The organism is Ekhidna lutea, assembly GCF_900188325.1.
Classification (GTDB): Bacteria; Bacteroidota; Bacteroidia; order Cytophagales; family Cyclobacteriaceae; genus Ekhidna; species Ekhidna lutea.
Genome location: NZ_FZPD01000004.1, coordinates 212,298 through 230,291, shown reverse-complemented (window position 1 = coordinate 230,291; position 17,994 = coordinate 212,298). Strand labels below are relative to the sequence as shown.

5 protein-coding genes are annotated in these 17,994 nt (G+C 40.4%); all 5 read left to right on the top strand.

Annotation, left to right across the window (positions count from 1 at the left end):
- The first annotated feature begins 6 nt into the window (after window positions 1–6).
- Window positions 7–4,812, top strand: coding sequence for a DUF6443 domain-containing protein (locus CHB71_RS12155; RefSeq protein ID WP_089357196.1), 4,806 nt, complete (start codon window positions 7–9; stop codon window positions 4,810–4,812).
- A gap of 37 nt (window positions 4,813–4,849) precedes the next feature.
- The gene (locus CHB71_RS12150; RefSeq protein ID WP_089357195.1) at window positions 4,850–5,296 is read left to right on the top strand and encodes a hypothetical protein; all 447 of its coding nucleotides are present in this window, start codon (window positions 4,850–4,852) and stop codon (window positions 5,294–5,296) included.
- 11 nt (window positions 5,297–5,307) lie between these two features.
- Window positions 5,308–16,608 carry an RHS repeat-associated core domain-containing protein gene (locus tag CHB71_RS12145; RefSeq protein ID WP_089357194.1) on the top strand — a complete coding sequence of 3,767 codons (11,301 nt, stop codon included), beginning with the start codon at window positions 5,308–5,310 and terminating at the stop codon, window positions 16,606–16,608.
- Window positions 16,598–17,011 carry a hypothetical protein gene (locus CHB71_RS12140; RefSeq protein WP_089357193.1) on the top strand — a complete coding sequence of 138 codons (414 nt, stop codon included), beginning with the start codon at window positions 16,598–16,600 and terminating at the stop codon, window positions 17,009–17,011. Before CHB71_RS12145 ends, CHB71_RS12140 begins: the two co-directional genes overlap by 11 nt.
- A 322-nt stretch (window positions 17,012–17,333) precedes the next feature.
- On the top strand, window positions 17,334–17,900 hold the full coding sequence (locus CHB71_RS12135) for an REP-associated tyrosine transposase (protein WP_089357192.1): 567 nt from the start codon (window positions 17,334–17,336) through the stop codon (window positions 17,898–17,900).
- The last annotated feature ends 94 nt before the right edge of the window (window positions 17,901–17,994 follow it).

Sequence of the window (17,994 nt, the reverse complement as noted above, 5' to 3'; positions counted from 1 at the left end):
TCTATTATGAAATATTTAATTGCTAGTATTTTAGTTGCATTTGGAACCGGCCAGCTACTGTATTCACAAAACGTTGAGCACTTTGAGAAGGTTGAAAGTATCTCATTTTCAGCGGGTGCATCTCACAACCTCTCTATTGATTTTGAAGATTACCCCGTTGAGAAAAGAATAAAGAACGGTTTTTTTAAAGTAAGCCTTGACTTGGGTTCCGAATATTTATTTGGAAGTGAGGATTTTCAAATTGATGCAAATTTTACGCTAACTGCTTTGAATGATGGCGTGGCTGTTGATCCCAACATATTTGATGAAGCTGGATATACGTTGACCATTGTTGAGAATCAACCGGAGGCATATGTGATCCTTGATTTTAATTCTTACAAAGAAGATACAGATGGTTATGAATCACTTCTATTTGATGAAGTTCAAATAACCTTAGACAGCACCTTTAGTTCAAATTCAAACCTTGATTCATACATCAGGTTGCAGGTTGGTTATGAAGTTAACCTTTTGTTTGATATAGGTGATTTGCAGTCAATGATCACAGGAATTGATGTAAGTTCAGCCACAAAGTCGGCAACATTCAATTGGACTGATAATATTCATGTTTCTCACTATCAGCTTCAAGTATTAAGATTACACAATATAAGCTCAACCAAGCCGGATGAAAATAACATTATCACTTCGGTTGATTGGAGAAGAGCCACTACTATTGATATTGACTTATTTGACCCTAATAACAAGGAATTTCAATATCAGCTTGCTGGAGGGACCGGGTTTTATGCCGCCCGGATCAGACCAGTAGGTGGTTATTTGCCTGGAGGATCGGGGAATAGTGGAAATTGGGGCGAATGGTCAGAGTTTCTATATGGAACCGGAGTGGAGCTGTCTGAATCAGATAATGATATTCGATATTTCTATTTTGAGGATTCGGAGGATAATGTTAATTGGATATACTCTCGGGTATTTACTGAAGACACCAAGATAAAGGAAAATATCACCTATGCTGACGGACTTTTGAAAGTAAAGCAGGAACAAACCTATTTGCCTTCCAAGAATATCACATTAATACAGCAGACGGTTTACGATCAGGTTGGTAGACCAGCTATTACTTCCATTCCTGTACCCGTTCCTCAAAAACAAGCTAGTTATAGAACACAATTCATGCAAGCTGCAGGTGCTGACGAGGTATTTCAGGCAAAGCATTTTGATATGGAAGATAAGCTCAGGTCTCCTGATCCGGTTGATGAAAATGGCGATTTTTCATATTATTCAAACAATCCGGATAAATCCATCGCTAACGCGGAAGGCTATGGCTATACGCGTACCATATACTATAATGATGGAACAAATCGGGTAAAAGAGCAATCGGGTGTTGGTAAGATTCACTCCGTAGATGAAACAGCAGGCGGCAGAACAACAAGATATCTTTATGCAACACCAACAGAAGGGGAACTGATCGCAATCTTTGGTGACGAAGCTCCAGCAAGTGAAAGTGTATTGAAAACAGTCACAATTGATCCCAACAATACTACCTCGGTGACCTACACCTCCAAAGAAGGAAACGTCATCGCTACCAGTCTGGTGTTTTCTGAGGATGATGATAACCTTCATCCATTGGATAATTCAAATCCCTATACGCAAGAGTTAGAAGATAAGATTACGGCGAATCTTAAAAAAGAAGGATCATTTGTTTCATCCAAGAGACTTGCTCTGGCGGTACCCACCAACTTAAACGTCGGTTATAGCATCAAATGCCAGCAACTAAGCTCATTATGTATTGAGACAACCATAGACTGCAATTTCCAGCTAAACGTTTTGTTGCACAAATTAGGTGAACAAGGAGATATTATTTCCTCTCAGACTATCCATGAGAATGTAGATTTAGGAGCAATAGGGTGTCAGGATGTTGGAGGCGACCAATTCAAGATAGTCGATCCGATCGTCCTTGAGAATGTAGAGCCGGGATCCTATATCATTGAAAAAGTACTTTCTTCTGCCGGAGCTGAGGCCAACCAGGAGCAAAACAGGGAAACGATTGAAAATGGGGTGTACCCTATCACAAACCTTGTAGCTGACTGGTTGGAAAGTATAGAGACTGTTCAACAAATCAAAGACTTCAACCAAGCGATTTACGGACTTGCAGTGAGCATGGAAGATAAAACCAACGCGAATACGCTTTTCAATTATTCAGGCTTTGGTGGTTTCACAGTTGATTTTAATGATGCCGCATACGAAGACTTCAGATTGCTTTATGAGCAATCAATTAATGACTATTCGATTGTGTTTAATCCGGATCCTTACAATCCAAATACTGATGGTAATCCGATTCAAATGTTTTTAAATACGCCATGTTGCCCATGGATAGAAATACCTGTCAAATGGCTCCCAGAACTGGATTGTGAAGAGATATTAGAAGAAATTCAATTCCCGGTCGATGCTGATAACGATGGAAATTATAATGTAGTTTATTACTACGATTTATTTGATACAGATAAAGATGTGGAGCAGGAATTCTTCCCTGATTTTGAGGGCTACATGCTTGCCTTCTTTGATGACTGTATAGGTGAAAATCGAGATTTCTCAAGTAGAGAAGCACTCAAAAATCTGGTCTATCGCGGGTTGAATGAAGAAGGTGAAAAAGTAGCTGGTTACATGGATGGCTGGCAAGTTGAGGGAACCTTCAATATGATGATTTATCATATGCTGACAGACACCTATGATCTGGGTGAAGGAGTGGAGGAATCACCGTACGAATGTGATGATTTGATCAATTGCTGGATTGGTGTTTTATCAAGGTTGAAAGAGGAAATTTGTCAGTCAACTTTTGACTTTTATCAGGACGGAGACAGAAACAATGTATCCAATACGTTCGATGGACGGAACGATGATGATCCTAGTGTTCACGATGGTCACTTCAATAGCAATTTTAAAGGAGGAGGTTTCTTCCTGACTCGTTGGATTGCAAAAAGGAAGATTTCCAAGAGGATGCGTGGACTTCAATTGAATGGAGAGGGAGAAGGAGAGATAGATCCAGTTTTAGGTCAGTTTCATTTAGTAGATGAATTCTTGCAGTGCACCGGATATCAATTTGCAAAAATTCAGACACCATTTGATGGTGAGCCTCTGGCAGAAGATCAGGTTGATAATAATAGGTTGACCAATGACTTTGAATATGTAGTGGAGAATAGAGATGGCTCTCGCATGCCTGTACCTGTTGAGGTGAATAGTATTACCTACAGTGCTTATTTCTATGGTGACGGATCTGCTTCTAATCTAATGAAGGTACAGCCAAGTAATACTGATGATTATGAATATAAGTATGTGCCTATTTCAGATTGGGATCCGATAAAAAGGATAAAGGAAGATGGGGTATTCGTGGAGCCAACCACCGCAAGAAAGAGGAAAAGTGTTTTCCCGATGATTAAAAATCCAATCTATGCATTCAAATATTTCATTTATGATGAGCATGGCAAGGTTGATGACCGGACAGGTCTGGCACCTTACCAGGTTATTGAGCAGTCTGTGTGCTATGTAGATCCGAATGACTGCTATCAGGTTGATGTAGATGGATATATCGTTTTGGATGGGTTAGGACAGCCCATTAAAGTACCATGTTGCTCCGAATCACCTGGACCTGGAGCGACCGGATGTTTTGAAGATACCAACTACCCCGGTGGAACAAAACTGATAGTGGATGATTTTCTAGGCACGGGACGTTTGGAATGTGAAGAGACACATTTGGATTGGTCTGCTCCTCAACGGCTGGCATTTTATGACATGGTTGCTTCATATGATCCTGATGCAACTTATGACGATCGGGCAGTAACTGGGCTCGATTTAAGATGTGAAGACCTGGAAGATGAGAATGCAAGCTGGTATGCTTATACGGGAGACGATCAGATACAAATTGACAATGACCTGGCTGATTTAATCAATCAAGAAATTTACGATCAAATTTCAGGCTTTCAAAGTGAGTATACGCAAATCAAACTAACAAATGAAGACGGTAGCACCCGAGACAATTTCGCATACTTTGAACTGGAAATTGAAAACAGAATTTCTGAATGTCAGAGTGGATGTGAAAATTTAAGAAACCGATTTCAGTCAAAATTATTTGAACTTTTTAATGAGAACTGCTACATCATTGATGGGTGTCGAACAGATCATGTGTCTACCCACAATGTAATTCCAATTGAAGATGTGGAAGCGATACTTGATCAATTGGTCATTTCATGTCAGGAGCAATGTGTAATGACAACTTACTCGTGTGAGGAGAGTTCAAGTAGACCGCTGGATGTTCCGGTGAGCGAAGTAAGCATTCACGATCAGGCAAATCCGAATTACAATAGCCAATTAAGCCTTGAAACTCACTATGGAGTGGGAGGGTATCCAAATCCGGCAACATCTATCGAAATAATGGGTGATCCGGAAGGCAATACTAGTAGCTCCTACAACTATGATGATAACAGTCTTTGTGCTGAAATTGGCACAACTGGCATCAAGCTTTGTGACTTAAAGGATGATGTGGATCGTACCATAAAAAACCTGTCATGGTATGAGTATACATTACTCAAACAGGTTGAAAGCTGGGATTTTGAGTTGGACATTAAATCATTTTGTGATGATGCTCCGGTTACTTGGCAGTATGAAGCCTATCAAGCTACTGCCCCAAATAGTTCGCGTGGCAGCACATATGTTCCTAAAGAGAGATATGAAGTAGATGGGGCGGCAAAGCTTAAAGGGTTTGATCCGGGTGATCAGGCAGTATCCCCTGTAAAATGCATTTATGTTCAAGTAGAACCTGAAAATTGATTTTGATTGAGAAGTCAAATTATTTGAATAGAGTATAATGAAATACAAGAATCTAGTAATCTACCTCACGATTTTTTTATGTACTGTGTTGCCACATTGGACGACTGGTCAGAGCACATCACTTGCACTCGGGAATCCAACGATCTCTTTAGTTGAAATTGAAACAAATGAAACCCTAGCTGTAGTAGAGCTGTCAATCTCTTTGGTTTGCTCGAATTTGTCCCAGCTGGATAGACTTGTGATTACTCTTAATGATAGAAATAGGTCACCTATATCACAGCTGGATTATCAGATAAAAAAGGAAAATGAAAGGTATTTTCTGATCAGTGAAAATTCGAAAGTAAGAGTTGATAATAACCTAATAATTGTTGGAGATGTGCTTAACCTGGACATCAACAATTACTATGATCAATTAAGTGTCAGCATTACTGCTACTGATATAAGTGGTGTATCTACAAATCCTATTATAGAAAGAATTAGATAAATAATTAATCCGTGAAAAACCTAACCAACCTACTTAGAACGGTACTATTTATTTTAAGCATTGGGCTCTTTAGCTACATAAATGCGCAAAATGCAGATGGAGTGACTTTGACAACTTTTGTTGATGGCGTCTCTGTTGTATGCGGTGATGCTATACCTATTGACCTGGAGGTCGAGGTAACATCCGGCAATCCAATTGATCAAATAGTTATTTCTCTTCAACTTCCTCCAGGGGTCTTATATACTCCGTCTAGTGCAATTGGCATGGTGGAGAATGATATAAGTGACCTTAATAATCCAATTTTCTCAGTATCAGAAGCAGTTACTGATCTTCACAATATTCAATATTTTGTTGAATCCAATTGTAGCCTTATCGATTACATTCAATCCAACTTTGAGAATCCGGAAAATGGTTTTGTGGTAGTCCAAACCAATATATCATACAGACAGGATGGAATTACAAAATCCAATGATGAACCAGGGGGTTCTGAATCGATTTCTGTTACCTATGCTGAACTACAATTAGATGTGGATACGGAAGACCATCAAAGGGATGGAGTTACACTTTTTGATGTTGTAGAAAGAAAATTTTCTGTTAGGAATACCGGGTTAGGTTCTACTGATAGAATTTTGATAACCTTGGAAAGGGTATCCTCACTAGATAGTGAAAAATTATTCTTATTAGATGGGTCGGACCAGGTTGTTAGGGAAATTACTCCTTCTTCAAGTGATGTAGAATTCCTTGAATATGAATTAGCCGCATCTGATTTTCCTTCAACTGGAATTCAAAACGAATTCGAGCTTAATGAATCCCTGAGGTTCAAATGGGATGTAAGGGTTATCGGATGTTCGTCACCAATTACTTCGAGAGTTAGTGCTGACTGGGGGTGCGAGGATGAAAGGTGTAATGTAACAACCGAAACATTTTTTGAGCCAATAATTAACGTAGATTCTGAGGGTAGTCCGGATGTGGTAGGATCGTATGTGATTGATCAGTTTGGTTCTTTTTGTGGTGATGATGCATTAGTTGTTAATGCAACATACACCAACAATGGTGTTGGGAGTCCTGATCCAGCAATAAATACGCTTTACAATATCAAAATTAAATCATCAGATAACATTGTTTCCGCCTCGCTAGCAGGAACTAATTTAGATGGCTTTATTGACTCGGAAGGAAACATCGATTTGGCGGATCAGTTGACATCTGACCCTGATGGAGCAGGGGGAATTGAAGACATAGATGGAGATTCATTTTATGATGATTTTATTGAAGGTACTTCCAACTTCATATTTACTTACGTATCTCCAACTGTAAACGACATCAAAAGTTCGGATGGTGATGCCAACTTTCACATGTTGGAGCTTAGGGGGCAAAACTATTGTGATGTCCAATCACCAATCATTGGTCCTGCTGATTACACTTATGTTTATGCAAAAGACTCAAGTAGAAATTTTTCTACAGGCACAGCCTATAGCTATACTATTCCGGACAATATTGTAGAAGATGGATATGCTTTTCAAGCGACAATACCTATTGTAAGATCTCTATATCTCGAAAGTTTTAATTGTAGCAATCCGGTTTTATATACAGAGTTTGTGCTACCAGCAGATGTAATAGCTACAGGTGTTGAGGTAAAGCCAGATGCTTCCTCCGATTATGAGGACATTACTTTTTCTACTTCAGGTCAGACCGTGATAGTTGAAATTCCTACTTCTTTTAGCGGAGGAGTAATCGACGCACCTCAATCTTTTAGGATTGCGCTAAGGGATCAAACTTGCGAGGTTCAAGCAACTTTCACCACACTTAATGTTAAATCATATGTTTCTTGTGATCCATCATGCACCACAAATAGGTATTTGTTGGCCAATAGAAATTACGAATATCGAATCACAGGCTGTCCATCCTGTAGTGATGGTATAGCCAATGGGGATGAAGAGGGAATAGATTGTGGTGGATCTTGTCCCGAAGTTTGTGATGATCCCGGAGATGGGGGTGGCGGAAGCGGTACTTGTTCCTTAGAGTTTAGCTCTATTAAGTTAGAAAGAACGACATTTGGATGGGTTCCAGACCCCAGTAATTATTCGTATGGAAGCGGTTCACCATACAGATACAATAACCCTTACCTATATAAGGATTTATTTATTGATAAAACTATTCCTAAAGTCACAAAAGATACTCCTGGAGTAAGAATTGACCGAGGCTATGCTGGTGACACCTTGAAACTAACGGCAGAAATCTTAATTCAAAAGAATGTTTCGTTGGATAATATTCAGGAAATTACTTATTCTCATTCTCCTATTTCATATAGTTTTTTCAGTTTTATAGAACAAAAGTCGTATAGTGGTCAAGTCAGGGGATTAAAATTTGTAGCCTATTCGAATGTAATTATTGATGGGGTAGTTTATCCGATCAATACTATCTCAGAACCTGTAATAGGAGACTTAAGTTCTGAAGTAAGTATAACGACACAACTGAATTTAGTTGATAATGGCATTCCAACTACTCTTACACAAGGTCAATCCTTAATTATAGAAGCTGAACTGGTACTTATTGATGAAATATTTCCTATTGAACCTGATAATGAAAAGTTCACAGAGGGTGTGAATCACCTCATTGATGACTTTTCAATTGTTTTAAATAATATTAATGAATGTGAAAATATAAGTACTACAGAGTTTAGTTATTTAAGGCCTAGAATATTTTTCACTAATAGTAACGGATATAATAGTCCTTTTTGTGAGTACGAAAATCCTATGATTAGTGAGTTTGCTGTAGGTGGATTAAGGTGGAATAATAACATAAGAGAACCGGATTTTCCTAACGAGTTCAGACCGCTTTATTATATCAAAGACTTTCAGGCTGATTTTCCCACAGACATAGAATGGGAGCCTGAAGTTATTGAACCGGGAAGTTTGGGTGGTAGAGAAATATTTATAGAGACTAATGTTGACGCTAACGGAGAAGATTTTTATCGAATTAGAGCTCCTTTTGATCCTACGACTTCAATTGTATATGGTCAGAATGATTATTTGTCGAATGTAAAAAATATCCCAGAGTATAACCTGACACCAGATTGCTCAAGCACAGATCAAGTAGGATTACCAAACTTTGGCAGGTTAACGGGTGAGCATGGTGTAGGATTATTGTCGTATATAGACGATCCTTCGTTACATCTTTCGACCTCTATTAATATTTCCAGAACAATTATCAATCCAAATTTGAATGGAAGCTTCGTGCAAGGTGAGCAAATAAAAGAGGCAATTGATGACCCGGTTGAGTACCCAGTTGAATTTTGTTCGAGTAGCTCATTTAAACAACCTAACAACTGGTTTATGGCGGTTGAGTTACCGCAAAATACTAACCTAAAAATCATCGGTGTAAAAGATGAAAATGGAGATTTCTTACCAGATAACTTTTTCGGACCAATTGAGGATGCCGTTCAGCATCCTAATGGAAAAAATTATTTGGTACAAGTAGGTTACTTACCTAGAAACACATGTAAGCAGTATACCATTGTTACCGATTATTTTGATTGTGACGAAGATGCACTTGAAGAATTCAAAGTAGTTTACGGTTTTTCATGTGATACCCAATATCCCAATGTCGATCAAACAACAGAAACCGTTGCTGATCTAATAAGGTGTGACATTCCTCTCAAAGAAGAAGTTTTTTCTCAACGAATAAGACTTTCTAACCTGCAAATTATTGTTGATAAACTTGGAGATAGAAGAACAGAATTATGCCAGCCAGTAGAATTCGAAGCATTGGTAGCAAGTACCAGATACAATGATGTAAGCGATCTGAAAATATTCGCTGAATTACCAGAGGGTGTTATTTATGATAATACATATACACCTCAATATTTATATCCGGCACTGGGACCAAACGCCAGCTCAACATATCAGGATGTCCCTAGCTCTGCGTTCTTTTCTAATGGAGATCAAATTGGGTGGGATATGACAGAAGTAATAGGCCCAATCCTTCCCGGATCATATGACCCAAACAACAATGTAAAAATCCGATTCAGACTCTCAAACACATGTGATTTTAATCCGGGTATCCCAATTGAATTTTACATTGAAGGGGTAACAAACTGCGGTGGACTGGCGCAGTTAAAAGAGCAACGCAAGATGTTCATTGAAGGCTTTGAGTTTGATGAATTTCAATCAACAATCAGCGCAGATGAATTTACCAGTTGCTCTCCAATAAGTACTATAAGTCTTACAGTTGACAACCTTTTGGAGACTTCTTCTATGACTGATGAACTGATTGTCACCCTTCCTTCAAACGTAACATATCAGTCTACTACGCCAGCCAGTGGACTTGCTGAGCCTACTGTAGCGAATCAAGGTGGAGTACAGACGCTTACCTATTCAATTCCACCTGATTATGTGCCAGCATCCGGGTCAACCGAAATAGGTATTGTCGTATTGCTGAGCAACCCATCTGCGGTTTCGGGTCCACTCCTTGGAAATGTAGAGATGATTCAAAATGGTCAGGCAACCTGTGTGGTAGATGCACAAACCTGTCCGTTGATAGCTACAACGCTACTTTCATCATTTGAAATACCAGCCAATTTAAGTGAAAGCATACCTACTATTTCTACCAATGGAAGAACAGAATATTGTATTGGTGAAACAATAAGCTCGGTTATTACAGCATCTATGAGTGCCGATCATGTTAGTTATCAATGGTTTTTGGATGGAACTTCCATTTCTGGTGTAATCGTCTACAGTTCAGGTGATCCGGACCCTCAGATTACCGCCGATGCAGCAGGTCAATACACCATTCGCGCCATATCTGAATCAAATTGTACCTATGAATCTGATGCTCTAAGTATTACTATAAATGATGGAGTGATTAATGTGGATGCAGGAGCGGATCAGCTGATATGTGCTAATACCCTTACACTCTCAGCAACTGGTGATCATGTAGATGCTTTGTGGCAACTAATAAATTCACCCGGTGGTGGCTCAGCCAATATTGTCAATGCAGATCAAAATGTAACAGAAGTCATTCTTACGGAGGGTGTATTTGGTACATACGAATTTCGTTTCACGGGATCAGATGACTGTGTTTCTAATTCGGATAATGTCATTATATCCTATAACAATTATTCAATTTCTGGCGATTTGACATGTGCCAATACAGACTATACACTAACAGCCAACATCACCCCTGATGCTGCTGGATTTACGTATCAGTGGTATTCAGAATCTTCAGGGTTAATTAGTGGTGCCACTTCAGCAACCTTTAATCCCGAAGACAGAACGGACACATACAGGGTAGAAGCCAGTAATGGAAACTGCCTGCTGGATTTCGAATTCAATGTAGATGCTCATATTTTCCCTGTAATCTCCACCACCGACGAGACGGAATATTGTCCTTCAAGTTCAATAAACAACACTTTTGTACTTGCAGATGATCCTGGTTATGTGAGTTATGAATGGTTAAAAGATGGAACACCTTTTCCACCAAATAATAATAGCGATATTTTTACTGCCACTGAGTCTGGTACTTTCAGTGTGCGGGTCACTACAGATAAAGGTTGTACATATGTATCCAACGAAATCGAGGTATCGATCATTTCCGAAAGTGTGACAGCAAATGCGGGTCAGGATCAACTGATTTGCGATGCAACTACCACATTGTCAGCTTCAGGAACAGGGTTTGTCACTGGTGAATGGTCTGTTCATTCGGTTCCCGATGGCATAGACCCGATAAATGTAACCGTTGGAAATCCCAATGATGAAAATACAACAGTGGATTTGCCTGTAGCAGGAACCTATGAGTTTTTGTGGCAAACATTTGGAAACTGTCCCGATGATTACAATGCCCAGGATATCGTATTGGTAGAATATGATACAGACTACTTTGCAGATGTATCAGGAATTGCTACGGTTGGGTCCTACGATGAAGAGAATAATGTAGCCACCATTTGTCCGGGAACTACCGTAAATCTTACAGCTCAATTACTCCACCCGTCCAAACCGGAATTGACTGGTGGTCTGACATACCGATGGTCCAAAGATGGAACTGAGGTGCATGTTGGAAAGGTTTATGCCACTTCTGAAGTTGGCACCTATGAAGTTGAAATTGCAGGACTGGGTTGTGCACGAACCACAACAGTACAAGTAATTGAAAACAATTTCGCTGACGCAGAAACGATTACCGTTGATGGGGGAGACCCGACATTCTGTCCAGGAGACACACGTATCCTTCGCATCCCTGATAATTTCACCTATTATCAGTGGCGAAGAAATGGCTCTAACATATCATCTGCTAATAGTGCAAGCTTTACAGCCAGCCAGCCGGGCTCCTACAGTGTGATGCTGAGAGATGACACAAACTGTGAAGATATTGTAGCAGCTATTGACCTTTCACACAAAGAGTTTATAACGATCGCTATTTCGGATGTTGAAGGGATCACCTGTCCGGGTGCCACGGATGGAACCGCCACAATCAGATTGACTGGCTCAAATAGTGGAACACCAATTGATTTTGAGGTACTGTCTTCAACAAATATGGTGGTATTCAGTGGGACAGTGAATAATAATACATTTGAAGACCTGCCGGCAATCTTTGGACAGGGCACATATACAGTTAGTGCCACTCATCCAGAGACCAACTGCGTAACCACCGATGAATTTGAAGTCATTGATGGAAGTCCGTTTGCCTCTATACAAGTAAGCAGTATCAGCTGTGGGGCTACTGTTGCCAGTGGTGAGAGTGCCCTGGTACAGTTTACGTTAAACAGGTTATTTCCGCAGGATGGCGGTTCATTCAATTTTAGAATTATCGGAGTTGATGACGGGCTGGAATATCTAACAGGCACTGGAGATTTTGGAGAGCTGGTCACCACAGATGGTTCAGGCAGTGATCTTATCCTTGATTATACGCAAGCAGCATATGAGCTCCAAATTTTGGAGGATGCGTCCACGGCAAACGAATGTGACAAATCATTTATCATTAATCTCGAAAATGAAAGAGCTAGAATCACCACCTCTGCGCCATATCAAATCAATAGTGAAGGAGCTCGTGTAACCAATGATTTTGTTGTTTGCGGGGAAGGTCAGACGGCCGAAATCTTCATTGACGCTTCCATGCTTGTAACAAATATTACTCCAGGTGATTTTAGTCAATTTGATATTTTAATAGAGCAAATTGATGTAATTGACGGTACGCGTACATCCTATATAAATGAGACAAACCTGACCAGCCCAATTACAATCGATGCGGAAGGAGGATTTTACGAAGCAACCATTACAAGTTCGAATCCTGATTATGTTTCATGTACTCGTTCAGGGATTGCATTTAATATCCAGCAAACAGATTTGGATGCAAGCATCCAAACCACCAATGTGTCTTGCCCGGGTGGAGATAATGGAAGAGCCTCGGCATTAGCTTCCGGTGGTGTGCCACCATACCGATATAGCTGGCTAAATGATAGTGGCTCGGAAATTTCAACTTTGTCTAGTGTATTTGGACTCACAGCAGGGGATTATGTGTTGGAAGTTTTCGATAGCAGATGTGGAGATCCTTATGTAATTCCGTATACCATTACAGAACCGGACCCTCTGGGTGATGTCGCTATCACACAATTCCCAACCAATTTAAGCTGTGATGTGGTTGCAACGCTCTCCAATGCCGGAGGTACCCCACCGTATAGATTTGAGTGGATCAGGCTGGAGCAAACAACTGAAGTACAGTACACCGTCAATGAGTTTGGTGAGCCAGTGTATGAAGAAGTGCCCGGCCCGGTAGTAGAAGAAGTCATGTTCGTTGATCGGAACATTCAGGCTACAGCGGGTGAAGCTATTTCTATGACCACTTCAAATGAAGCCAAACCCGGTACGTATAAAATCAGAGTGGTAGACGCTAACGGATGCTTCATTGAGGGACCAATACAGGAGGTAGAGCAACCGGAAGTTACCCGAGAGTATCACATCGCCTTCAGGTGGAAAACCTTTGCAGAGGAAGTGGAGCCGGAGGAGCCAATTACTGTGAGCACGGCAAGTATCGCCAGTAAATCCATGGGAGGAGCAGTGAGGCAAGCCGCGGAGATATGTGTCGAAAACAATGTCGCCGTATTGAATGATGAGTTTGAGGCCTACTGCCGTACCGGTGAGCTGCTGGAGGATGAAGTCACTTTAAGCTACAATATTCACCAATATCATTACACACTATATTATTATGACAGGGCTGGTAATCTTACCCGCACCATACCTCCAAAAGGAGTAGACTTCCTGGAGCCAGGCGATTTTGGAGGATCAATGGATCGATCGTTGACTCCAGCACATAGCCTGGTAACGCAATACGATTATGACAACTGGAGACAGCTCACTCGGCAGGAAAGCCCGGACGGAGGGGAAACCTATTTTGCTTATAATAACCAGGGACAGCTACGATTCTCGCAAAACGAGAAGCAACTAAATGAAAACCATTTCTCCTATACCAAGTACGATAGGCTGGGTAGAGTGGCTGAGGTCGGACAAGCGGAAATAGGAGGTGGAGCTACGTCATTTGGAGACCTTACCGATGAAACTTTACTGGATCAGGACCGGAACAATCTTCCGATTGATGATCAGTTTCCAACTGCTGCAGAAACTTTAACAGAACAAACCAGGACGTTTTATTCTGAAGCTTCAGGAGAAGTCTACTATGGAGAAGAGCAAACGCACTTGAGAAACCGAGTGAGTTATGCCCGGATCACCAATGAAGATGGTAAAGTTGCAACGACCCATTACAGTTATGATCCTCACGGAAATGTAAAATGGCTGGTGCAGGATATTCCTGATCTAAACAAAAACTACATCGGATATGAGTATGACCTGATCAGCGGAAACGTAAAGCAGGTAAACTTCAATCAGGGAGCAGCTTCACCATTTTTCCACCGGTATAGCTATGATGAGGACAATCGAATACTTAGTGTACTTACCTCCAACAATGGATATATCTGGGAAGAAGACGCCCGATACGATTATTTCAATCACGGTCCGCTTAAGCGCATGGAGCTGGGTAAAGACAAAGTACAGGGAGTGGATTATGCCTATACCATTCATGGGTGGCTGAAAGGGATCAACCACGGTAGTCTGGATCCTTCTATCGATCCGGGGCAGGATGGAAACGGTGCTTCCACTGTGGCGAGAGATGCCTTTGGTATGGAGCTGGGCTATTATGAAGGAGACTTTACGAATGAGAATTCTATATTCGATACAGGATCTTCATATCACTTAGCAGCTAAGCCAGGCAAGGAACTATTCAATGGAAACATTAGCACCTGGACCAATAATATCCTGAGTCCTACTACGGCGCTAACCTATTCAGATTTAACCGGTTACCAGTTTGAATATGATGAGCTAAATAGAATAAAAACCAGTGAACTCCTTCCATTCACTGGAAGCGCATGGAGTAGCACAGAGGATTATTCCAGTGCTTACACCTACGATCCGAATGGAAACCTGATGAGCCTGACCCGACAGGCGTATGGCGACACGCCGGCAGAGCGTGCAATGGATGAGCTGACCTACAATTACGATCCTGCAAACAATCAATTAACCTCAGTGGATGATGCAGTAGCGAGCTCTCCATGGTTGAGCGATGTGGAAGACCAGGAAGCAGGAAATTACACTTACGATGAGATTGGTAACCTGGTAGCCGATACACAAAGCGATATTACCGATATCGACTGGACGGTATATGGTAAAGTAAATCAAATCACACATGCAAATGGAGACGTAGTAAACTTCCATTACGATGCTGCCGGAAACCGTATAAGAAAACAGTTTGCAAAGGCAGATGGTACGATAAAAGACACCTACTACGTGCGTGATGCCGGCGGTAACATCATGGCGGTCTACGAAGGTGATGGCGCTGAGACCGCCCTTCGGGAACTACCGATTTACGGTAGCGACAGGATAGGTCAATTCAGGCCGTCCATTCAGATGGTGGTGATGGTAGATGGAACAGAGGATGTCATATTTAATGATGGTACCAGCTACCTGATAGATGAGCCGACGGATGTAGTTATCCTGGGTCCAGGGTTTACTGTTACCGAAGGTGAAACATTCTATGCCGGACCTGATCCGAATGACGTACCACCGGAATCGCAGGCTGCTCCGGCTCCTGCTGATGCGACCCATGTGCGGGTGACCAACCGAAAGCAGTACGAACTAAAAGATCACCTGGGTAACGTAAGAGGAGTGGTTTCTGACAAGAAGCTGGCGGATGTAGATTTTGGTACCGGTACGTTTAGCAACATCCGGCCGGAGGTGATGCATGCATCCTTCTTCTATCCGTTTGGAATGGAGCTACCGGGCATGAACTATAACAGTAGAAACTATCGCTACGGCTTCAATGGAAAAGAAAAAGACCAGAGTGGTGAGTGGGGTAGCATCACCAACTACGACTATGGCTTCCGAATTTACAATCCGGGAATAGGCAAGTTTTTGAGTGAGGATCCCTTGACAAAGAGTTATCCTGAGTTAACACCATATCAATTTGCCAGCAATAGCCCAATTGATGGAATTGATTTAGACGGACTGGAATATTTAAGTAAAGATGAAGCTAGAGTAAGTATCGTAAACGGAACTGCTTTTATTAGGCTTGAAACTTTTAGCGATGTATTTAAGAGTAGATTCAGGCAAAAATTCCCTTATTATGGTTTAGTATATCAGGATGAAAACGGCTTTGGATATGGTCAGGGAATGATAAGTCAAGTTTTAAGTGTTGAATACTTGCCAGACAGGAAAGAAGCCAGCTTTGGTCGTCCAAGTGATATTATTTTATGGGATAGACCATCTAAATCAAATTATAGAAAGTATTCTGAACCGAATGTTATAAGAATGGTCCCAGTTACTAAATCGGGCGAAACAGATAAAAGGTTTAGTCAGAGAAATTATCAAGAATTGGTTTCCCACCCATCTCCCGCTAAAGGTAGAGGTGGTGCATCATTTATATTTATTCTTAACACAGCAAACTTTATAATGGAAACTAATTTATCAATGACTATAAGAGATGATCTAGATAAATTAAGCTTGCAAGTAAGGGATAGACAAAAAATAGATGATGTTTGGGCATGGAGACCAAAGTTGATAACAACCCCGTCACCCTTAAATTTAGCATTACGTGATGTTCAGGATGCAATGTCAATTCAAGGATTTATTCCTGAAAAATTTATGAATACCAGAGATTTAAGTGCCATTATCAATATCGTATTATTTGGAGGTGAGGGTAATGAATCTGAAGAACTTAAATCAGTCGGTAATAAGGTTATAGAAGAGATTTCGAATAAACAGGAAGATGAAAAATAAGTTGAAAATCATTCTTTTATTTTTTTTAATCTCATGTGGCTCAAAGGAGAGCTTGTTAGAAGGGTCGTGGACTGTAGTAAGTGTTTATATGAACGGAACTGATATTTCTGGTATAGATAAATCCGGAGGATCATATGTAGCCAATACTATGATATTTCAGGATAACATTTTTCAATTACCTGTAAAAGAAAAACTAACAGCAAAATTTAGATTAATCAGAAGAGGTGGTCATGAGTTGATTGAAGTTTATGAGAGCTTAGATGGAAGATTTAATGGCCTTTATTTGTTTGAGATCAAATTATTAAAGCAATATAATAACGGCGCTAACAAATTGTACCAGTTAGAAATGCAATCTGACGAAATATACATTTTAGGTAAAAAAATGATTGTCGAGTTAGTCTAGTTCCCTTATAGCCCTTATAGCGCAAGTCTTTTTGACTTGTGCTTTGAGAAGAGAGAGAGAAGAGAAAATGAATTGTAGAAAAGAAAATAGATGTAGTAGGAGGTTTAAGTCCAAAAGACTTAAACCATAAAATAGTAAGAAATAAGAACCCTTATAGCGCAAGTCTTTTTGACTTGTGCTTTGGAAAAGAAAGAATAGAAGCTGACAGGTTTAAGTCCAAAAGACTTAAACCATAAAAAAGTAAGAAAGGAAATTGAATAAAATAATAGAATAAGAAAATGACGCTTAAGTGAAAAAGCCTTAAGCCATAATTAGAATAAAAATGAGTAGTAAATACAAATTTCATAGCCCGGATGGCCTGTACTTCATCAGCACAGCGGTAGTCTATTGGATAGATGTATTTACAAGACCGCTCTACAAAGACCTTATTATTGATAGCTTAAAATACTGCGTGAAAGAAAAAGGCTTAAATGTCCATGGCTATGTCATTATGACCAATCATCTCCATCTTATAATTAGTCGCAAAGCAGACGGTATGTCTTTTTCGGAGATACTAAGAGATTTCAAGAAATATACGGCGATGCAGGTCATCAAGGCTATCAAAGAAAATATTCAGGAAAGCAGAAGTAGCTGGATGCTCGATCTATTTAGGAGAGCAGGAAGAGAAAATGGAAACAACACACAATTCCAGTTTTGGCAGCAGGATAATCATCCAATAGAACTGAGCGGCGAGTGGATCGATCAAAAGCTTGCTTACATACACAACAACCCGGCAGAAATGGGAATAGTGGCTGAACCTGAGGATTATTGGTATTCCAGTGCACGAAACTATGCGGGATTATTTAGTCCGTTAAAAATTGAATCTATCTATGATGGAGTGGAGATATAGGAATAATATAAGCTTAAGTGAAAATACTGAAGCCATATTTAGTAAACATAATATAGCGCAAGTCTTTTTGACTTGTGCTTTGAGAAGAGAGAGA

What these genes read in the sequence shown, in the direction of transcription:
- CHB71_RS12155 (WP_089357196.1), top strand. Translation starts at nt 7, where the DNA reads ATGAAATATTTAATTGCTAGTATTTTAGTTGCATTTGGAACCGGCCAG.
- CHB71_RS12150 (WP_089357195.1), top strand. Translation starts at nt 4,850, where the DNA reads ATGAAATACAAGAATCTAGTAATCTACCTCACGATTTTTTTATGTACT.
- CHB71_RS12140 (WP_089357193.1), top strand. Translation starts at nt 16,598, where the DNA reads ATGAAAAATAAGTTGAAAATCATTCTTTTATTTTTTTTAATCTCATGT.
- CHB71_RS12135 (WP_089357192.1), top strand. Translation starts at nt 17,334, where the DNA reads ATGAGTAGTAAATACAAATTTCATAGCCCGGATGGCCTGTACTTCATC.